The sequence below is a fragment of the Streptomyces sp. NPDC002265 genome (genome assembly GCF_040296125.1).
Lineage (GTDB): Bacteria > Actinomycetota > Actinomycetes > Streptomycetales > Streptomycetaceae > Streptomyces.
Window position 1 is genome coordinate 1 of sequence record NZ_JBEOWS010000175.1, and the last position, 19769, is coordinate 19769.

General features: G+C 72.5%; 18 protein-coding genes and 1 tRNA gene. 10 read left to right on the top strand and 9 right to left on the bottom strand.

What is annotated here, in order from left to right:
* Window positions 1-53: 53 nt before the first annotated feature.
* The 3 genes from ABT085_RS27105 to ABT085_RS27115 all read right to left on the bottom strand — a co-directional run bounded on the left by ABT085_RS27105 (window position 54) and on the right by ABT085_RS27115 (window position 4732).
* Entirely contained in the window at window positions 54-2231 is a 2178-nt protein-coding gene (locus ABT085_RS27105; protein WP_351613137.1) for a 3-hydroxyacyl-CoA dehydrogenase NAD-binding domain-containing protein, read from the bottom strand.
* A gap of 40 nt (window positions 2232-2271) precedes the next feature.
* Window positions 2272-3486 carry an acetyl-CoA C-acetyltransferase gene (locus ABT085_RS27110; RefSeq protein WP_351613140.1) on the bottom strand — a complete coding sequence of 405 codons (1215 nt, stop codon included), beginning with the start codon at window positions 3484-3486 and terminating at the stop codon, window positions 2272-2274.
* Window positions 3487-3592: 106 nt separating this feature from the next.
* A complete protein-coding gene (locus ABT085_RS27115) occupies window positions 3593-4732 on the bottom strand; it encodes a CaiB/BaiF CoA transferase family protein (RefSeq protein ID WP_351613145.1) in 1140 nt (379 codons plus the stop codon).
* A gap of 293 nt (window positions 4733-5025) precedes the next feature.
* On the opposite strand from ABT085_RS27115, the gene ABT085_RS27120 reads away from it, so the two are divergent.
* Entirely contained in the window at window positions 5026-6204 is a 1179-nt protein-coding gene (locus ABT085_RS27120; RefSeq protein ID WP_351613148.1) for a saccharopine dehydrogenase family protein, read from the top strand.
* Window positions 6205-6217: 13 nt separating this feature from the next.
* Here ABT085_RS27120 and mmpA read toward each other — a convergent pair whose 3' ends face one another.
* Window positions 6218-6364, bottom strand: a complete 147-nt coding sequence (mmpA, locus tag ABT085_RS27125; RefSeq protein WP_351613150.1) for a morphogenic membrane protein MmpA — start codon at window positions 6362-6364, stop codon at window positions 6218-6220.
* A 303-nt stretch (window positions 6365-6667) separates the two neighbouring features.
* On the opposite strand from mmpA, the gene ABT085_RS27130 reads away from it, so the two are divergent.
* Window positions 6668-6856 (top strand): hypothetical protein, encoded by a 189-nt coding sequence (locus tag ABT085_RS27130; RefSeq protein WP_351613153.1) that lies wholly within the window; start codon window positions 6668-6670, stop codon window positions 6854-6856.
* Here the strand turns inward: ABT085_RS27130 and ABT085_RS27135 are convergent.
* Window positions 6805-7527, bottom strand: a complete 723-nt coding sequence (locus tag ABT085_RS27135) for an endonuclease V (protein WP_351613155.1) — start codon at window positions 7525-7527, stop codon at window positions 6805-6807. The two genes, ABT085_RS27130 and ABT085_RS27135, sit on opposite strands and share 52 nt — an antisense overlap.
* Before the next feature lie 73 nt (window positions 7528-7600).
* On the opposite strand from ABT085_RS27135, the gene ABT085_RS27140 reads away from it, so the two are divergent.
* Window positions 7601-7897, top strand: a complete 297-nt coding sequence (locus tag ABT085_RS27140) for a YciI family protein (RefSeq protein ID WP_351613158.1) — start codon at window positions 7601-7603, stop codon at window positions 7895-7897.
* A 12-nt stretch (window positions 7898-7909) separates the two neighbouring features.
* Here ABT085_RS27140 and ABT085_RS27145 read toward each other — a convergent pair whose 3' ends face one another.
* Window positions 7910-8980 carry a WD40/YVTN/BNR-like repeat-containing protein gene (locus ABT085_RS27145; protein ID WP_502982816.1) on the bottom strand — a complete coding sequence of 357 codons (1071 nt, stop codon included), beginning with the start codon at window positions 8978-8980 and terminating at the stop codon, window positions 7910-7912.
* 419 nt (window positions 8981-9399) lie between these two features.
* On the opposite strand from ABT085_RS27145, the gene ssgD reads away from it, so the two are divergent.
* Window positions 9400-9816, top strand: a complete 417-nt coding sequence (gene ssgD, locus ABT085_RS27150; RefSeq protein WP_351613161.1) for a spore wall synthesis regulator SsgD — start codon at window positions 9400-9402, stop codon at window positions 9814-9816.
* Here the strand turns inward: ssgD and ABT085_RS27155 are convergent.
* Window positions 9813-10655: an isocitrate lyase/PEP mutase family protein gene (locus ABT085_RS27155; RefSeq protein ID WP_351613164.1), complete on the bottom strand. Its 843-nt coding sequence runs from the start codon at window positions 10653-10655 to the stop codon at window positions 9813-9815. The genes ssgD and ABT085_RS27155 overlap by 4 nt on opposite strands.
* 385 nt (window positions 10656-11040) lie before the next feature.
* On the opposite strand from ABT085_RS27155, the gene ABT085_RS27160 reads away from it, so the two are divergent.
* The 4 genes from ABT085_RS27160 (at window position 11041) to ABT085_RS27175 (ending at window position 15656) form a co-directional block, all read left to right on the top strand.
* Window positions 11041-12654, top strand: coding sequence for an ABC-F family ATP-binding cassette domain-containing protein (locus tag ABT085_RS27160; RefSeq protein ID WP_351613167.1), 1614 nt, complete (start codon window positions 11041-11043; stop codon window positions 12652-12654).
* A gap of 157 nt (window positions 12655-12811) precedes the next feature.
* Window positions 12812-13588: a dimethylargininase gene (gene ddaH, locus ABT085_RS27165; RefSeq protein WP_351613170.1), complete on the top strand. Its 777-nt coding sequence runs from the start codon at window positions 12812-12814 to the stop codon at window positions 13586-13588.
* A 191-nt stretch (window positions 13589-13779) separates the two neighbouring features.
* The gene (locus ABT085_RS27170) at window positions 13780-14754 is read left to right on the top strand and encodes an acyl-ACP desaturase (protein WP_351613173.1); all 975 of its coding nucleotides are present in this window, start codon (window positions 13780-13782) and stop codon (window positions 14752-14754) included.
* A 65-nt stretch (window positions 14755-14819) separates the two neighbouring features.
* On the top strand, window positions 14820-15656 hold the full coding sequence (locus ABT085_RS27175; protein WP_351613176.1) for a hypothetical protein: 837 nt from the start codon (window positions 14820-14822) through the stop codon (window positions 15654-15656).
* Between the two features lie 20 nt (window positions 15657-15676).
* Here the strand turns inward: ABT085_RS27175 and ABT085_RS27180 are convergent.
* Window positions 15677-15752: transfer RNA gene (locus ABT085_RS27180), tRNA-Trp, on the bottom strand.
* Between the two features lie 139 nt (window positions 15753-15891).
* Here ABT085_RS27180 and ABT085_RS27185 point away from each other — a divergent pair.
* A complete protein-coding gene (locus tag ABT085_RS27185) occupies window positions 15892-17316 on the top strand; it encodes a DUF2201 family putative metallopeptidase (RefSeq protein WP_351613179.1) in 1425 nt (474 codons plus the stop codon).
* Window positions 17317-17344: 28 nt separating this feature from the next.
* Window positions 17345-19210 (top strand): AAA family ATPase, encoded by a 1866-nt coding sequence (locus ABT085_RS27190; protein WP_351613182.1) that lies wholly within the window; start codon window positions 17345-17347, stop codon window positions 19208-19210.
* Here the strand turns inward: ABT085_RS27190 and ABT085_RS27195 are convergent.
* On the bottom strand, window positions 19189-19769 hold a 581-nt coding region (locus ABT085_RS27195), incomplete at its 5' end, for an SDR family oxidoreductase (RefSeq protein ID WP_351613185.1). The genes ABT085_RS27190 and ABT085_RS27195 overlap by 22 nt on opposite strands.

Sequence of the window (19769 nt, forward strand, 5' to 3'; positions counted from 1 at the left end):
GTCGTGGTTCTCGCCACGACGGCACCGGGCGGCCCGGGAGCCCGCTTCGCCGATCAGCGCGCGTCGGTGAAGGTCCCGCCCTGCTCCGCCTTCTCCACCAGCAGCGCGGGCGGGGTGAACCGGTCGCCGTAGCGCTCGGCGAGCTGGCGCGCGCGGGCCACGAAGCCGGGCAGGCCGCCCTCGTAGCCGTTGATGTACTGGAGGACTCCGCCGGTCCAGCCGGGGAAGCCGATGCCGAACAGGGAGCCGATGTTGGCGTCGGCGACGGAGGTCAGCACGCCCTCCTCGAGCAGCTTGACGGTGTCGAGCGCCTCCGAGAAGAGCATGCGTTCCTGCATGTCCTCGAACGGGATGCGGTGGCCGGACTTGGTGAAGTGCTCCCGCAGCCCCGGCCACAGCCCGGCGCGCGCGCCGTCCTCCCCGTACTCGTAGAAGCCGGCGCCGCCGCTGCGGCCGGTGCGGCCGAACTCGTCGACCATGCGGTCGATGACCGCCTCGGCGGGGTGCGCGGGCCAGGTGCCGCCCGCCTCCTCGACGGCCCGCCGGGACTCGTTGCGGATCTTGCGCGGCAGGGTGAGCGTCAGCTCGTCCATCAGGGACAGCACCTTGGCCGGGTAGCCCGCCTGGGCGGCCGCCTGCTCGATGGACGCGGGCTCGATGCCCTCGCCGACCATCGCCACGCCCTCGTTGATGAAGTGCCCGATCACCCGCGAGGTGAAGAAGCCGCGCGAGTCGTTGACGACGATCGGCGTCTTCCTGATCTGGCGGACCAGGTCGAAGGCGCGGGCGAGCGCCTCGTCGCCGCTGCGCGCGCCCTTGATGATCTCGACGAGCGGCATCTTGTCGACGGGCGAGAAGAAGTGCAGCCCGATGAAGTCGCTCTGGCGTTCCACGCCTTCGGCGAGCGCGGTGATGGGGAGGGTGGAGGTGTTGGAGCACAGCAGCGCGTCGGGTTCGACGATGTGCTCGATCTCCTGGAACACCTTGTGCTTGAGCGAGGTGTCCTCGAAGACGGCCTCGATCACCGCGTCGCAGCCCGCGAGGTCCTGCGGGTCGGCGGTCGGGGTGATGCGGGCGAGGAGGGCGTCGGCCTTCTCCTGGGTCGTACGGCCCCGGGAGACCGCCTTGGCGCACAGCTTCTCGGAGTAGGCCTTGCCCTTGAGGGCCGCCTCCAGCGAGACGTCCTTGAGGACGACGTCGATGCCCGCGAGGGCGCACGAGTAGGCGATGCCCGCGCCCATCATCCCGGCGCCGAGCACGGCCACCTTGCGGACCTGGCGCGGCTCGACGCCCGTGGGCCGGTTGGCACCGGAGTTGACGGCCTGGAGGTCGAAGAAGAACGCCTGGATCATGTTCTTCGAGGTCTGGCCGGCCGCCAGCTCCACGAAGTAGCGCGCCTCGATGAGCTGCGCGGTCTCGAAGTCGACCTGGGCGCCCTCGACGGCGGCCGCGAGGATGTTGCGCGGGGCCGGGTAGGGGGCTCCGTTGGTCTGCTTGCGCAGGTTGGCCGGGAACGCGGGCAGGTTGGCCGCGAACTTCGGGTTGGCCGGGGTGCCGCCCGGAATGCGGTAGCCGGGGCGGTCCCAGGGCTGCTGCGACTCGGGGTTGGCGTCGATGAAGGCGCGGGCCTTGGCGATCAGGTCCTCGGGGCTGTCGGCCACCTCGTGCACGAGACCGTTGTCCAGGGCGCGCCGCGGGCTGTACTGGGTGCCCTGGAGCAGCACCTTCAGCAGGGCGTCGGCGATGCCGAGCAGCCGGACCGTGCGGACGACACCGCCGCCTCCGGGGAGCAGGCCGAGGGTGACCTCGGGGCAGCCGATCTTGGAGCCGGGGGCGTCGAGCGCGACGCGGTGGTGGCAGGCGAGGGCGAGCTCGTAGCCGCCGCCCAGGGCTGCGCCGTTGATCGCGGCGACGACCGGCTTGCCGAGGGTCTCGATGCGGCGCAGGTTGCGCTTGATCTCCAGGCCGCCGTCGAGGAGCTCCTGGGCGGTCTCGGGGGTGACGCGGATGAGGTCGCGCAGGTCTCCGCCGGCGAAGAAGGTCTTCTTGGCGGAGGTGAAGATGACGCCGCGGATCGAGTCCTTCTCGCCCTCCAGCCGGTCGGCGGTCGCGGCGAGCGAGTCGCGGAACGCCTGGTTCATGGTGTTGGCGGACTGGTTGGGATCGTCGAGGACGAGGGTGACGACGCCCGTGTCGTCCTGTTCCCAGCGGATGGTGGTGCTCTCGGTCATGACTGGTGTCTCCGTAGAAGTCTGAGGGTCCGCCGGGTGGTTACAGGCGCTCGACGACGGTGGCGATGCCCATGCCGCCGCCGACGCAGAGCGTGGCGAGGCCGTAGCGCTTGTCCTGGCGCTCCAGCTCGTCGACCAGGGTGCCCAGGATCATCGCGCCGGTGGCGCCGAGCGGGTGGCCGAGCGCGATCGCGCCGCCGTTGACGTTGACCTTGTCCAGGGACAGGCCCATGTCCCGCACGAAGCGCAGGACGACGGCCGCGAAGGCCTCGTTGATCTCGACCAGGTCGATGTCGTCGATGGTCAGACCGGCCTTGGCGAGCGCCTTGCGGGAGGCGGGCGCGGGGCCGGTGAGCATGATGGTCGGCTCGGAGCCGGAGACGGCCGCGGAGACGATCCGCGCGCGCGGGGTGAGCCCGTACCGCTCGCCGACCTCCTTGGAGCCGATCGCGACGAGCGAGGCGCCGTCGACGATGCCGGAGGAGTTGCCGGCGTGGTGGACGTGGTCGATCTTCTCGACCCAGTGGTACTTCTGGAGGGCCACGGCGTCGAAACCGCCGAGGTCGCCGATGTCGGCGAACGACGGCTTCAGCTTGGCCAGCGAGTCGGCGGTGGTGCCGGGGCGCGGGAACTCGTCGCGGTCGAGGACGACGAGTCCGCTGCGGTCCCTGACGGGCACGACGGAGCGCTCGAAGCGGCCGTCCTTCATGGCGGCGACCGCCCGCTCCTGCGAAAGCGCCGCGTACTCGTCGACGTCGCGGCGCGAGAAGCCCTCGATGGTGGCGATCAGGTCGGCGCCGATGCCCTGCGGCACGAAGTTGACGGCGAGGTTGGTCATCGGGTCGTTGAACCAGGCGCCGCCGTCGGAGGCCATCGGCACCCGGGACATCGACTCGACGCCCCCGGCGAGGACCAGGTCCTCCCAGCCGGAGCGGACCTTGGCGGCGGCCATGTTCACCGCTTCCAGGCCCGAGGCGCAGAAGCGGTTCTCCTGGACGCCGGCCACCGTGTCCGGCAGACCGGCGGCGACCGCCGCGATCCGCGCGATGTCCGAGCCCTGGTCGCCGACCGGCCCCACGACACCGAGCACGATGTCGTCGATCGCGGCCGGGTCGAGGTCCGGGAAGCGGTCACGGATCTCGTGGATGAGGCCCACGACCAGGTCGATGGGCTTCGTACCGTGCAGGGCCCCATTGGCCTTGCCGCGCCCGCGCGGGGTGCGGATCGCGTCGTACACGTACGCTTCGGTGCTCACTGACAAGCCTTTCAACGAGGGTTTCTGCCGAGCGGTATGGGGGCGTGGGAGCCGTGGGCCCGTCCGGGGCCGTGCCGCGGGTCCCGCGGCACGGGCCGTACGTCCGTCAGGCGTCCTCCGCCAGGAGTGCGGGTATCTGCCAGTCGCGGGCCACCGCCGCGGTGTCGGCGCCCGGTTGCGCGGGGCCGCTGCGGACGGTGGTGGGTGTCGCGGAGAAGCGGGGCGCGGGGGCGGGCTGGGTGATGCCGCCGTGGTCGGTGAAGGTGCCGCGGGCGGCCAGGTGCGGGTGGTGCGGGGCCTCGCGCAGCGACAGCACGGGGGCCACGCAAGCGTCGGAGCCCTCGAAGACGGCCGTCCACTCGTCCCGGGTACGGGTGCGGAAGCGGGCCGCGACGGCCTCGCGCAGCTCGCCCCAGCGGGCCCAGTCCTTGCGGGCCGGAGCGAAGTCCTTCAGTCCGATGAGGTCCAGGAACTCCTCGTAGAACTGCTGCTCAAGGGCGCCGACCGCCATGTGCCCGCCGTCGGCGGTCTCGTACGTGCCGTAGTACGGGCAGCCGCCGTCGAGGAGGTTGGCGCCCCGCCGGTCCTGCCAGCCGCCCGCGGCGACCATGCCGTGGATCATCGCGGTGAGATGGGCGGCGCCGTCGACGATGGCGGCGTCGACGACCTGTCCGCCGCCGCCCGCACGCGCGTGGTGCAGTGCGGCGAGGACGCCGACGACGAGGTAGAGGGAGCCGCCCGCGTAGTCGCCGACCAGGTTGGCGGGCACGGTCGGCGGCCGGTCCGGCTCGCCGATCATGCCGAGGGTGCCGGTGAGCGCGATGTAGGCGATGTCGTGCCCGGCACGGTGGGCGAGCGGGCCCTGCTGGCCCCAGCCGGTCATCCGGCCGTAGACCAGCCGCGGGTTGACCGCGTGGCAGGCCTCGGGGCCGACGCCGAGGCGTTCGGCGACGCCCGGCCGGTACCCCTCGATGAGGATGTCCGCGCGGGAGGCGAGGTCGAGGACGCGGGCGGGTCCTCCGTCGGCCTTCAGGTCGACGACCACCGAGCGCTTGTTGCGGTTGGTGACGTCGTACTCCGGGGCGACGCCGAGTCCGGGGCCGCCGGGGCGGTCCACCCGCACGACGTCGGCGCCGAGGTCGGCGAGGAGCATGGCGGCGAACGGGCCGGGCCCGATCCCCGCGAGCTCGACCACGCGTACGCCCGAGAGCGGGCCGCCGCCGTCGGGTGTCGTTGCCGCTGTCATCCAGCCCCCTGAAGCCGTGACCGTGACACTAGTGATGTAACACCGACGATGCTAAGAACACGTTCTACGCAACACAAGACCTGGGCAAGCAAGCGCTTAGCCAAGTATGCCCGGCGCGCCGCGGGACCGCCCGCCCGACGGCACCAAGTGGAGCAAAGGGTGTCTTCTGTCGTTTCTTCCGGGCATTCCCGGGCCTGGCCATCCGGTACCTCCGGGCTCGTCGCAGGGCTCCGCGCTCCGCACGCTAGCCTCAGCCACCGACAGCGGCGCGGCTGCACGAAGCGAGGGGTGTCATGACCAGGCTGAACAGGACGGACCGTCCGTACGACATCGTGCTCTTCGGAGCCACCGGCTTCGTCGGCACGCTCACCGCGGAGTACCTCGCCGCCCACGCGCCCGAGGGGCTGCGCTGGGCGATCGCGGGCCGCAGCGAGCGCGGGCTGCGGGAGCTGCGCGACCGGCTGCCCGGCGCCGAGCAGGTCGGCGTACTGCGGGCGGACGTGTCCGACCCGGCCTCGCTGCGCGCCCTCGCCGAGCAGGCGCGCGTGGTGGCCACGACCGTCGGCCCCTACCTCAGCTACGGCGAGGAACTCGTCGCCGCCTGCGCGGACGCCGGCACGGACTACCTCGACCTGACGGGCGAGCCGGAGTTCGTGGACCTCGTGTACGTACGGCACGACGCACGCGCGCGGGAGACCGGCGCCCGGCTCGTGCACGCCTGCGGCTTCGACTCGATCCCGCACGACCTGGGCGCGCTCTTCACGGTCCGTCAGCTCCCCGAGGGCGTGCCGCTGCGGGTCGACGGCTTCGTGACGGCGCACGCCACCTTCTCCGGCGGCACGTTCGCCTCGGCGCTGAACCAGTTCGCGCGCGGTCGGCAGATGGCGGCCGCCGCACGCGACCGCGGACGCCACGAGCCGCGGCTCGTGGGCCGCCGGGCCTCGGCACCGACGGGCGCGCCGCGCTTCGCCGGGGAGGTCGGCGCCTGGGCGCTGCCCCTGCCGACCATAGACCCGCAGATCGTCCGGCGTTCGGCGAAGGCCCTGGAGCGCTACGGCCCCGACTTCCGCTACCGCCACTACGCGGCCGTACGACGGCTGCCCATCGCGCTGGGCGGGGTCGCCGCCGTGGGAGCACTGGCCGCGGCCGCCCAGGTCCCGCCCGCACGGCGCTGGCTGTCCGGCCGGCTCAAGCCCGGGGACGGGCCCAGCGAGCGGACCCGGGCGCAGAGCTGGTTCTCGGTGCGCTTCGTCGGCGAGGGCGGCGGTCGGCGGGTGTTCACCGAGGTCGCGGGCGGCGACCCCGGGTACGGCGAGACGGCGAAGATGTTCGCGGAGTCGGCGCTCGCCCTGGCCTTCGACAGCCTTCCGCCGACGGCCGGACAGGTCACGACGGCGGTGGCGATGGGCGACGCGCTGACGGAGCGGCTGCGCCGGGCGGGGATCACCTTCCGGGTGGCCGCCGTCCGGTGAGGAAGCGGTCCGTTCACAGCGGCCAGGACACCACCGTGTAGATCATCCCGGCTATCCAGGCGAACCCGGCCAGCGCGGCGAGGATCAGGGCGGCCGTCACGGCCCGCTCGACGGGCCGGTTCGGGTCGGCGAGGGGCTTCGGGGAACGCTGCGTCGTCATACGGCCCAGCCTGTCCCCCGCCCCGGCCGGACCACATCCGTACAGGTACTCAGAACGGGTACTCAGAACCGGTACCCGGCGCGGGTACTCGGCGCGGCACACGGGCACGGGCACCCGGGGACAGGGCACGGACGGCCGGGTGGCGGGCCGTCAGCTGCTCGCCCCACTGCGGGACTTGAGACTTTCCGGACTCACGACCGGCCCTGACCGGGCCTGTTGCGGGAAAAGTCTCAACGGGCGTTTCAATGACACGATCGAAGCCTGGCCGGAAGCACGGCAGAGCAACGGAAGGCGAGGTTCGACGTGAAGTTCCTGCTCGAAGTCACGGTCGACGAAGGAAAGCTGGCGCAGGACCCGGCGGGCGAGCTGGGGCGGATCCTGCGGTACTGGGGCGGCAACCTGCACCACTACGCGCTCGAACCGGGCGACGGATCGGCCGTCTACGACTCCGAGTACCGCGAGGTGGGCGCCTGGCGGGTCGTCGCCTCCTGAAGCGCCCGCCGGCACAACGCGTCCGCCCGGCGGGTGGTCTCGGGGAGCCGGTAGGCGGGGGTGAGGGCGAGCGTGTGCGCGCAGGCGTTGTCCAGGCCGACCCGGTGGCCGACGGAGACGAACACCGGCTTGACGCCGTCCCTGGTGCGCAGGGCCCGTCCCACCTCCTCCGCGCCCGCCCTGAGCGGCGCGGCCGCTCCGCGCCGGACGCCCGGCTCGTCGTACGCGAACGTGAAGGGGTTCTTCGCAACGCCGATCGTCGGCAGGCCGGTGAGCACGCCGAGATGGCTGGCGAGACCGAAGCGGCGGGGGTGGGCGAGGCCGTAGCCGTCGCAGACGACCAGGCCGGGCGGACAGGGCAGGGCCGCGAGGGCGGCGAGGACCGTCGGGATCTCGCGGAACGCGAGCAGACCGGGCACGTACGGGAAGGAGATCCGGCCGACCGCCGTGGCCTCGGCGACCACGGCGAGTCCGGCCGCGTCGAGGACGACGGCTGCCGCCACGACGAGGTCCCGCTCGTCGTCGTAGGCGACGTCGACCCCGGTGACGTGCCCCGACCCGGGCGGCGGTCCCGGTTCGTCCGTCACCACCCGCCCGCGCAGCTCCTCCTGGACGGTACGGGCCTGTTCCTCGGTCGCGGGCCAGCCCGCGGGGATCGGTACGGTCGTCATGGTGCGACGAGCCTACGGCCCCTCCCCGTCGCCCGTACCGGGGGCTGGTGCCACGGACACTAGGCTCTTGATCATGTTCGTACTGGAGCTCACCTACACCGCCCCGCTCGAAGCCGTCGACGCCGTGCTGGACGCCCATGTGGCCTGGCTCGACGAGCAGTACGACAAGGGGCTGTTCCTGGCGTCCGGGCGCAAGAACCCCCGCGACGGCGGGGTGATCCTCGCCGTCGCGGCGGACCGGGCCGGGATCGAGGAGGTCGCCGCGAGCGACCCCTTCGTCGTGGCCGGTGTGTGCGCGTACCGCATCACCGAGTTCACGGCGACGAAGACGGCACCCGCGCTGGAGCCGTACCGCGAGACACTCGGCTGAGGCGCGGCCGGGTCAGTACGCCAGCCGGGCCACCCGCCCCTTCTCCCCCGCGGCCCAGCAGCCGGGGCCGGCGGCCGCGCAGTCCACGGTGTCGTACGAGCCCGTGTCGACCGTCCGCCAGGTGCGGCCGCCGTCCGTCGTCAGGTCCGTGCCGGTGGGACCGACCGCGAGGGCGGCCGTACGGCTGTGCGGCAACCAGGCGACACCGGAACGGTAGGCGGGCGGGGGCACGGCGGCGGGTCCCCAGGCGCGGCCGCCGCCGGAGGTACGGGCCGCCGCGTCCGGGGAGGCCTGGTCGGCACGGTAGTCGCCGCCGACCGCGAGGCCGTGGGTACGGTCGCGGAAGGCGAGCGCGAAGACACCGCGGGCCGGGTCCCCGGCCGGGATCGTGGTGTCGGCCGCCGTCCAGGTCAGACCGCGGTCGGCCGAGTGCAGCACACGCGCGCGTGCGCCCCCGCCGGTGGCCAGCCAGACGTCCCGCGGCCCGGAGGCCACCAGGCACTGGCCGCTCGCGGCGAAGCCCGCCTCGCCGTCCAGGGCGGCCGGCATGCCGGCGCTCGGCAGGACCCGCCAGGTGCGGCCGCCGTCGCCGGTGGACAGGATGCGGAACCGGCCGTCCACCGGGTCGCTCATCGCCAGGCCGTGCCGCCGGTCGAAGAAGGTGAGGCAGTCGTAGAAGGCCTTGGCGTCGGTGTTGCGGAAGGACTCCGTCCAGCTCGCCCCGCCGTCGTCGGTGCGGTACACCCGCGACGCCTCGCCCTCGCCGATGGCCAGCACCACGGCGCGCCGCGCGTCGAACGCCTCGACGTCCCGGAACTGGAGGTCGGCGGCGCCCGGCGGCGAGACGTTCCGCCAGCTCGCCCCGCCGTCCGTGGTGCGCAGGACCGTGCCGCCGGTCCCGGCCACCCAGGCCGTGTCCCGGTCGACGGCCGACAGCCCGCGCAGCCGGACGTCGGGGGCGCCGGTGTCCTTCGGCTCCCAGTGCGGGGCCGGGCGGGGCCACGCATGGGCCTGCGGCCGGGGCTGCGTGTGCGCCTGCGCCGGTACGGCGGCCGACGCGCCCACCGTCGCCGCCACCGTCACCGCCGCGGCGAGGAGGCGGGCGGACCGGCGCGACCGGCCGGCAGGCGTCGTGCGTCTCGTCTTCCCCAAGTGCACCGAACGTCTCATGGCGGGGGAAGCTAGCCCACCGCCCCGCCCGCGTCCAGAGCGCCTCCGGTCGCCTCAAGTGCCTTGCACACCACGGGAGTAGCTCCCCGATCGCCCCTCCGACGGCTTCCGCGATCACTCCCGGATTCAACTCGGTGACCGAGGTCACTCGGCATTCGGGTGCACGGAAGGGCCGTTTCGTACGTCTCTACCAGTACCCGTCCCGTCCGGTCGTCCCGTCCGGTGAGCCCACCGAAAGTCCGTTCCTCGATCAGTCCCGAGATCCTTCCCGGAGTCCTTCCCGGAGTCCGTCCGGCCGTCCCCGCCGTCCAGCCGTCCTAGGGAGCAAGGCGTTGTCCACCGTCATCGAGCAGTCCGTAGAGGCCCGTCTGGTCGCCGCCGCGCCCCGGGTGCCGAGCATCCCCGCCACGCTGCACTACGACCGGCGCGACCCGTTCGCGATCCACATGACCTTCCCGGCGCCCGCCACCCTCGAAGGCGTCGACGTCTGCTGGACGTTCGCCCGCGACCTGCTCACCGCCGGCCTCCACGGCCCGGAGGGCCACGGCGACGTACGGATACGGCCGTACGGGTACGGCCGTACCGTCATGGAGTTCCACGCGCCCGAGGGCACCGCCGTCGTGCACGTCCACTCGGCGGAGATCCGCCGCTTCCTGCACGCCACGAGCGAGCTGGTCGAGATCGGCCAGGAGCACCTCCATCTCGACCTCGACCACGACCTGGCGGAGCTGCTGCGGGACGCGGGCTAGGTCCTGTCCGGCGCGCCTGCCAGCAGGGCGTTCAGCCCGCCGTAGCCGGGCCCGCCGGGCGGCACGTCGTACGTCCCCGTGCCCAGCAGCTCCCGCGCGACCCGGCGGACCTCGGCGTACGCGGCCTCGGCCAGTCCGGAACCGGCGCTCACGCGCGCGACGCCGAGCCCGGCCAGTTCGGCGACCGAAGGGGAGCCGGGGCCGATCAGGATGTTGAGCGGACCGTCCACGCCGTCGACGAGGAGCTTGACGGTCTCCGGGTCGACGGCCCCGGGGACGAAGATCCCGTCGGCGCCCGCGGCGAGGAACGCGGCGGCCCGTTCCAGCGTGCGCTCCACTCCCCCGGCGCCCCGCAGGAAGGTGTCGATCCGGGCGTTGACGAACAGCGGCACGTCCTGCGCGTCGGCGGCCGCGCGGACGGCGGCGATGCGCTCGGTCTGCTCCGCGACCGGCCGCAGCGGCTCGGGCCCCTCGTACAGCGCGTCCTCGATGTTCACGCCCACGGCGCCCGCCGCGAGCACCGCGCGGACGGTCGCGGCGACGCCCTGCGCATCCGGCGCGTAGCCGCCCTCGATGTCCGCGCTCACCGGCACCCGGACCGCGGACACGACGGCCGCCAGGGCCCCGACGGCCCGTTCGCCGTCGAGGCGGCCGCCGTCGGCCGCGCCCAGGGACCAGGCCAGGCCCGCGCTGGTGGTCGCGACGGCCGCGGCGCCCGCGTCCTCGACGACCCGGGCGCTCGCCGCGTCCCAGGCGTTGGGCAGGACGAGCGGGCGTCCGGGAATGTGCAGGGCTCGGAAGGCGAGGGCGCGCTCACGCAAGGTGCTCGGGTTCGTCATGGGGACCACTCAAGCAGCCGGTCCCCCGGCTCGGCTGGCAGGAATCCGACAGCAACGGGTCCAGGGACCGCAGGAGTCACAGGGCACACCCGGGCGGCCCGGTCGCGCGGCGCACAGGACCGCGTCCAGGTCCAATCTAATTCGATTGACGTCCCCCGAGGGTCTTCGTACCGTGGGAGACGTTCCTGTTGCCGTCGATTGGAGAAGGACGTTGCTCGTCTGAGGTCCTGAGACACCGCCGCACACACCCGAGGGTGTGTGTTTGGTGTGCGACCTCGGCGTCCGAGCCGTCCTCCTGAGTTCCGGCACAGGACTTTCCGGCGATTGCCCCGCGGTGTCTCGATACGCGCTTGCCCTGACCACATCAAGCAACCGCGAGGCCCGTATGTCCGCATCCCTCACCTGTACGTCCCTCTCCTTCGCCTGGCCCGACGGCACCTCCGTCTTCGACGGCCTCGACGTCACCTTCGGCCCCGGCAGAACCGGTCTCGTCGGCGTCAACGGCTCGGGGAAATCGACCCTGTTGAAGCTGATCGCCCAGGAGCTGGCCCCGGTCGACGGAACCGTCCGGGTCGCGGGAGAGGTCGGCTACCTCCCGCAGAACGTCACGCTCGACACCTCCCTCAAGGTGGACGAGGCCCTCGGCATCGCCGCCCGGCGCGCCGCGCTGCACGCCATCGAAAGGGGCGACGCGTCCGAGCGGCAGTTCGAGATCATCGGCGACGACTGGGACGTCGAGGAACGCGCGCTCGCCACCCTCGGCGAACTCGGTCTCGGCCACATCGGCCTGGACCGCACGATCGGCGAGGTGTCGGGTGGCGAGTCCGTGCTGCTGCGGCTGGCCGCGCTCCTGCTGGACCGGCCGGACGTCCTCCTCCTCGACGAGCCCACCAACAACCTCGACCTGTACGCGCGCAAGCGGCTGTACACGGCCGTCTCCGCCTGGCCGGGCGTCCTGGTCGTGGTCAGCCACGACCGCGAACTCCTGGAACTGGTCGACCAGATCGCGGACCTGCGCTCCGGCGAGATCGTCTGGTACGGCGGCACCTACTCGGCGTACGAGGAACTGCTGGCCACCGAGCAGGAGGCCGCCGAGCGCATGGTGCGCGTCGCCGAGTCCGACCTGCGCAAGCAGAAGCGCGAACTGGTCGACGCGCAGGTCAAGCTGGCGCGGCGCAAGAGGTACGGCCAGAAGATGTTCGAGCAGAAACGCGAACCGAAGATCGTCATGGGGGCGCGCAGACGCGCGGCGCAGGAGTCCGCGGGCAAGCACCGCATCATGCACGAGGAGCGGCTCGCCGAGGCGCGCGACCGGCTCGACGACGCGGTGGACGCCGTACGGGACGACGACGAGATCCGCGTCGACCTGCCGTACACGGCCGTACCGCCGGGCCGGACCGTGCTCACCCTGCGGGACCTGGAGCTCGCGTACGGTGCGAGCGTGGCCGGCGGTCTCGACCTGCACGGTCCTGAGCGGGTGGCGCTGGTCGGGCGCAACGGCGCGGGCAAGACGACGCTGCTGCGCACCATCGCCGGAGAGCTGGCGCCGGTCGCGGGCGAGGCGCAGCCGCATGTCCCGCTGCGCTTCCTGCCGCAGCGGCTCGACGTCCTCGACGGCGAACTGACCGTCGCCGAGAACGTGGCCCGGTTCGCGCCGGGCGCCACGAACAACCAGATCCGGGCCCGGCTGGCCCGCTTCCTGTTCCGTGGGGCCCGCGCCGACCAGCAGGCGGCGACGCTCTCCGGCGGAGAGCGTTTCCGGGCGGCCCTGGCCGCGCTGATGCTGGCGGAACCCGCGCCGCAGCTGCTGCTGCTCGACGAGCCGACGAACAACCTCGACATGGCGAGCGTGCGGCAGCTGACCACGGCCCTGGAGTCCTACGAGGGCGCACTGGTCGTGGCCTCCCACGACCTGCCGTTCCTGGAGTCCCTGGGCATCACGCGCTGGCTGCTGCTGGACGGGGAGCTGCGGGAGATCGCACCGGAGGAGATCGCGTAGCCGCCCCTCCCGGCCTCCGCCGGCCGGGGCGGCCGTGTCTCAGGAGGGCCACAGCCTGGCTCCGAGGGGTTCTGCGGGCGTCCGCCCGCGCTGCATGATGTCCAGCCTGCGCCGCATCATGGACACCGAGTACACACAGTGGATACGGAGACTCCTCGTGCCCAGCAAGAAGGCCCTCGTCCGCCGCCCCGGTCCGCGCCTCGCCGAAGGTCTGGTGACCCACATCGAGCGGGAACAGCCCGACGTCGATCTCGCGGTCGAGCAGTGGGAGGCGTACGTGGCGGCGCTGCGGGCGCACGACTGGGAGACGGTCGAGGTGGAGCCGGCCGACGACTGCCCCGACGCCGTGTTCGTCGAGGACACGGTGGTCGTGTACCGCAACGTCGCCGTGATCACCCGGCCCGGCGCCGAGGCCCGGCGCGAGGAGACCGCCGGGGTCGAAGAGGCCGTGGCCCGGCTGGGCTGTTCGGTGAACTGGATCTGGGAGCCGGGCACGCTGGACGGCGGTGACGTCCTGAAGATCGACGACACGGTCTACGTCGGCCGGGGCGGGCGCACCAACGCGGCCGGTGTGCAGCAGCTGCGCGCCGCCCTGGAGCCGCTGGGCGCGCGGGTCGTGACCGTGCCCGTGAGCAAGGTGCTGCACCTGAAGTCGGCGGTCACCGCGCTGCCCGACGGGACGGTGCTCGGGCACATCCCGAACGTGGACCAGCCCTCGCTGTTCCCCCGTTTCCTCCCGGTGCCCGAGGAGTCCGGCTCGCACGTGGTGCTGCTCGGCGGCGGCAGGCTGCTCATGGCCGCGAGCGCGCCGAAGACGGCGGAACTGCTCACGGACCTGGGTCACGAGGTGGTCGTGGTGGACATCAGCGAGTTCGAGAAGCTCGAAGGCTGCGTGACCTGTCTGTCGGTGCGCCTGCGGGACCTCTACGTCTGAGCCCGCACGACGTCCGGCCCCGGCCTCCTGCAGCAGTCCGGATTCCACGGAAAAAGGCAGGCTGATCAGCGGACTTTACGGAGAACTTAACCTACGGCAACGTAACCTACGGCTTCGTAGCCTACGATTCCGTAAGTTCCGGCACCGCTCGCCGGACGGTTCCACCGTGCACCACGTCCCCTGGAGTACCCGTGACGATCACCTCCCCTCACCTCGGCAGCTCTGCCGCGTGGACGGACGCCAAGCTCCTGTACGCGCTGGAGGAGGTCGTCGAGACGGAGCTGAACCGTCATCTGAAGGTCGCCAAGGACTGGATGCCCCACGAGTACGTGCCGTTCAGCGACGGCCGTAACTTCCCCGGCATTTTCGAGGACGGCGAGGCCTGGGGCAAGGAGCAGTCCAAGGTCACGGAGATCGGCCGGATCGCCCTGGTGGTGAACCTCCTGACCGAGGACAACCTCCCCAGCTACCACCACGAGATCGCCTCCCTGTTCGGCCGGGACGGCGCCTGGGGCACCTGGGTGCACCGCTGGACGGCCGAGGAGGGCCGGCACGGCATCGTGATGCGGGACTACCTGCTCACCTCGCGCGCGGTGGACCCGGACAAGCTCGAGCAGTTCCGCATGGCGCACATGAGCGAGGGCTTCGAGTCCGACAACCGTCACTCGATGCTGCACTCGGTCGCGTACGTCGCCTTCCAGGAACTGGCGACCCGCATCTCGCACCGCAACACCGGGCACCAGTCCGGCGACCCGGTCTGCGACCGCATGCTGGCCCGCATCGCGACCGACGAGAACCTCCACATGGTCTTCTACCGCAACCTGCTGAAGGCGGCCTTCGAACTGGCCCCCGACCTGACCATGCAGGCCGTGCGGGACGTCGTCGTGAACTTCCGGATGCCCGGTCACGGGATGCCCGGCTTCGAGCGGGCGGCCGCGCAGATGGCCATCGGCGAGGTCTACAACCTGCGTATCCACCACGACGACGTCATCCAGCCCGTGCTGCGCCACCTGAAGGTCCTGGAGATCGACGGCCTGGGCCCCGAGGGTCTGCAGGCGCAGGAGGAGCTCGGCCTGTTCATGGGCGGTCTCGACGCGGAGGCCCTGAAGTTCGACGAGAAGCTCGCGGCCCGCAAGGCGCGGATGGCGGCGCGCGCTGCCGGCTGACCGCACACGCGCGGCGGGCCGAATTCCCGGTGCGGCCCGCCGCGGACCTGCGGCATCATGCCGCCATGCGTGACGACAGCACCTCGCAGCAGGCGGTCGGCTTCCTGCTGGACCTGGTCGACGACAGGACCGGCGAGCGGGTCCGCCGGCGCATCGGCCTGCCCGGCCCCGACCGGTCCCCGAAGGCACAGCGCCGGCTGCTGTCCCTGTGGACGTGGCCGCCGGTGCCCGCGTCCCTGCTGCTGTGGGTCCTGGAGGAGGACGACCCCGACCTGAACACCGTGGTGTGGCGGCATCTGCCGGCGAACGACGGCATCCGCCGGGCCATCGTCCGCGGTGTGCCGTTCGGCCCCGGCCGTTCGAAGCCGGTGCCCGTCCACCCGACGCTGCGCGGACAGGAACCCCCGGTGCCGGAGAGTTTCACCCGGCTCGCCCTGATCGGCGCCCTGCGCGCGGTCACCTCCATGCAGGAGGGACGTGCCGCCGCGTCCATGGTCGTGGAGCACCCGGACTGGCAGGAGGCCGCCGACGCGGACCGGGAGCGCCCGCTGCCCGGCTACGCGCGCTGGGCCCTGTCCGTACGGCCGGACTGTCCGCCAGCGCTGCGCGCCGGGTTCGGCAGCCACCGCAAGTTCACCCACCGCGTGCAGCAGGCCGGAATCCTCAGCGGCCCGGCCGAGTACGCGACGCAGCACAGCCCCGCCGCCCGCGTCCTGGGGCTGCTGTCCCTGGGGAACACCCTCTTCCCGGCCCGCCTGGGCGCCGCCCGGGACGCGCTGCGCCCGCTCGTGCACGACCATCTGGGCGACCGCGAGGAGGCCTGGGCGGTACTGGCACAGCTGATGCCCACCTTCCACGGCACCGCCCCCGAACTGGTGGCGACCGCGGGCGCCATCGCCTGAACCGGCGCCGGGGCGAGGGGGGCGGGGCGGCTGGATTCGAACCAGCGTGCTCTGGTTTTGGAGACCGGTGCGCCTGCCTCTGCGCTACGGCCCCGCCCTTGGCACCCGAGCGTAATGCCTTCGCCCGTTGTCGGTGCGGGCTGGTACCAATGAGTCACGCGGTCACCTGCCATGCGGCACGGGGAGACAGGGCCCATGGCAGGTGGCGCGCTGCACGGGGGAACGGGGGCACGAGATGGCGTACGGGGAACGGGGGCTTCGGCGTCCCCCGGTCGTGGACCTGGCCGACCGCAGGGCGCTGGAGCGGTACCGTCCGGCGGATCCCGCGGTGGTCCGGGAGGCACGGCGGCTGAAGGAGGCCGCCCTGCTCGACTTCGGCCTGACCGAGTCGGCGGTGGCGTCCTGGCTGTACGCCAAGTGCCACCACCAGATCCCGACGACCGCGGTGGACACCGCGGCCGTGGTCGCCTCCGGCGACGGCACCTGTCTGCTGCTGTTCAACCCGGACTTTTTCGTCCGACTGGGCCTGGACGGCGTGAAGTTCGTGCTGTTCCACGAGGCGCGCCACCTGGTGCACCGACATCTGTACGCCGAGCCCGAACTGCGCGACGACCCGGTGTTCGAGCTGGCGGCCGAGGTCTCCATCAACCACGTGGCGCTGGTCCGCCTCGGCCGGACGGAGCTGCCCACCCTGAACGGCCGGCCCACCGGAGTCGACCCGCGCGAGGTCTACGAGGCCTACCGCGCGGATCTGACGGCGCACGGCCTGGAACCGGTCGCGTACGAGACGTTCATCGCCACGGACCTGCGGGTCCACGGCGAGCTGAAACGCATGCGGCATCCACCGGTCCGGCGGGGGCGGCTGTGCGTGCACCTGGCGCAGGGCGGGGTGCCCGCCGACCAGGAGACCGTCGACGCGGTCGTGTCCTCCGTGCTGCTCAACTCCCTGCTGGCGGCCCGGCGCGGGCACACGGGCGCGGAGCGTGAACTGCTCGACCTGATGCACCGCACCGAGGACGGTCCGGCGCGGACCGCGCGGATCTGGGGAAGGCTCGGCGCGGGCGTACTGCGCGGCGAGACCGCGCGCACGCGGACCGTCCACTGGTGGCAGCGCTGGCTCGTCGACGTCCTCGACTCCAGGCTGCGCGACGGCGAGCGGCTGGTGTACCCGAAGAAGCGCGGCGCCCTGCTCGCCGCCCTCGGCCAGGACCCGATGCTCGCGCGGCGCGGCCCGGTGCGCGAGAAGGTCCTCGTCATCGCCTACGACACCTCGGGTTCGATGCCGCAGCACGTGGTGACCTGGCTGACCGGACTCGTCGGCCGGATCGACGGGGTCGAGGCGCACTGGCTGTCCTTCGACGCCGTGGTGATGCCCTTCGCCCCGGGAGAGCGGGTGTACGGCGGGGGCGGCACGAGTTTCCAGGCCGTCGCGGACTACGTGGAGGGGCGGACGGCGGTCGACGGACGGCGTCTCGAGGTCCGTCCGGACGCCGTGGTCGTCCTCACCGACGGACACGCCCCCGCGATCACGCCCGCCGAGCCGGAGAGATGGATCTGGCTGATCACCGAGGGCGGCAGCGAGTGGCCCGAGACGCACACACCGGCGATGGCCTGCCATCGCGTACCCACGGAGACACCGCCGCTGCGGGGACCCGGATGACCGGCACACGAACCCACGGGGACAGGAAATGAGCACGCTTGCAGGGCAGTTCGCCGCCGCCGACCACGGCCGCGGCCCCGCCGAGGTCTCCCGCCTCGAAGGATTCATCGACGCGATGATCGAGCTGGGGCAGACCGGCCAGATCTTCGGCGAGCACGGCATCGGCAAGACGGCGACGTTCTTCTCGCATGTCGCCCGCGCCCACCCGGACGCCACGCTGGTGTACGTCCCGGCGGCCAACCTGACGCCGGACGACCTGCTGGTCAACGCGCCGGTACGGGACCCGCACACGGGCGAACTGGTGCTGCGCCAGCTGGTGATGAACCAGCTGAAGCCCGGCCGGCCGTTCGTGCTGCTCGTCGACGACTCCCTCCAGGCGGGCGACACGATCCAGGCGCAGCTGATGCAGATCGCCTGCGACTGGACCCTCGGCGAGCACGATCTGCGTGCCCTCGGCTGCATCGGCGTCTTCCTCACCGACAACGAGTCGCTGGCCGAGACCTCGGCCCGGCGCAGCGACCTGGCGCTCCTCGACCGCATGGTCACCCTGCGGATCACGGCGAACGACACCTCCTGGCGACGCCATCTCGCCGCCAAGTACCGTCCGTGGGACCTGCGTCCGGTCTTCTCCCTGTGGGCGTCGCTCCCCCCGGCGCTGCGCGAGCTGTTCTCCCCGCGCACGCTCGACCACGTCCTGGCCAACGCCCGCGAGGGTTTCCCGCTGCGCTGGGGCCTGCCCCTGGTCGACGGCGACCGGCTGCGGCTGGCCGAGCCCGGCCCGGACGGCAGACCGGGCCCGAACCGCACGGCCGAGATCCTCGACCAGGTCGCGGCGGCGCTGAACGTGCCCAACCCGTCGCGGATCGCCGACCCGGTACGGCAGGTCGTGCGGGCCGCGCTGCGCAACCGCTGGACGGTGCTGCTCCAGGGGCCGCCGGGGTGCGGCAAGACGGAGCTGGTGCGGGAGACGGTGCGCGCGGGGCTCGGGCGGGAGGCACTGTACTTCTCGCTGCCCGTGACCAACGTCGAGGACCTGTGCGCGCCGGTCCCGGCGGCGGACGGCACCCTGGACAATCTGCTGGCCGCCAAGTTCACCGGCCCGGAGCCCAAGGTGATCGTGTGGGACGAGTACAACCGGCCCAAGGACAAGGCCGCGTTCGCCAAGCTGATGGAGATCACCCAGGAGTGGTCGCTGGCCGGGCGCCGGATCGAGCAGCTGCGGGCGCAGATAGCCGTGCAGAACCCGCCGTACCACCTCGGCCGCAAGCTGCTGGTGTCGCGGAACAACATCGCCCAGGCGTCCCGGTTCACCGCGTCCCTGGAGGTGGAGCCGGACGACATACCGGCCAACGAGTGGCTGCTCGCCCGCTACGGCGCGGACGCGGAGACGGTCCTGGAGTGGTGGAAGCACGACATCGACGACGACGGCCGGGCCTGGATCACCAAGCGCACCATGGAGCGGCTGATCAAGCTGCACCGTCGCGGACTGCCGCTGGAGATGGCCACGGTCTATCTCGGGGACGGCGAGTACGCGCCCGTACCGCTCACCGCGCTGATCGACCGGTTCCGGGGCCGGCCGGTCACCGGTCTGCGGGAGCTCGCCCGCGACATCGACGCCTGGGAGGCCCGGCTGCGGCGAGCGGCCGAGCACTCGGACGAGGGCGGCGACGACAGCGACATCGTCCATCAGCTGCTGGCCAACGCGGAGTTGTCACAGTTGAAGAAACACCGTGCCGCGGTGTCCCGGCTCGTCCCGCTGCTGCCGGCGAAGCTGCGCGCGACCTATCTGGTGGGCGCGTCGCCGCAGCAACAGCGTTTCTGGACCGAGGTGTTCACGACGATGCGGCGTCCCGGCCGGAGCCCGGGAGGTGACTACCAGGATGCTTCCCGGTAGTCCTTGAGGAACACCCCGGACATCGGTTCCCCGGACTCGCCCCGCACGATCGGGTCGTAGACGCGGGCCGCGCCGTCCACGATGTCCAGCGGGGTGCGGAACCCGGCTCGGGCCATCCGTGCCTTCTTCGGCGCCGGGTTCTCGTCGGTGATCCATCCGGTGTCGACGGCGCACATGTGCACGCCCTGCTCGGCGAGTTCGGCGGCGCTGGTGCGGGTGAGCATGTTCAGGGCCGCCTTGGCCATGTTGGTGTGCGGATGGCCGGCGGTCTTGTTGCGCACGGCGAACCGGCCCTCGACCGCGGTGACGTTGACGACGTAGCGGCGCGGGTGCGGGGAGGCGAGCAGCAGCGGCAGCAGCCGGTCGCACAGCAGGGCCGGGGCGAGGGCGTTGACCAGCTGGGTCTCCAGCACCTCGGCGGGGTCGAGGGCGCCGAGCCGCGCCGACCAGGAGTTCTCCGGGGACGGATCGGGGAGCAGCCCTGCCTCGTCGGCCTCCCGCAGGGCGGCGGGCACGGCGGCCGCCGAGCCCGCCAGCATCCGCATGGGGCGGAAGCCCG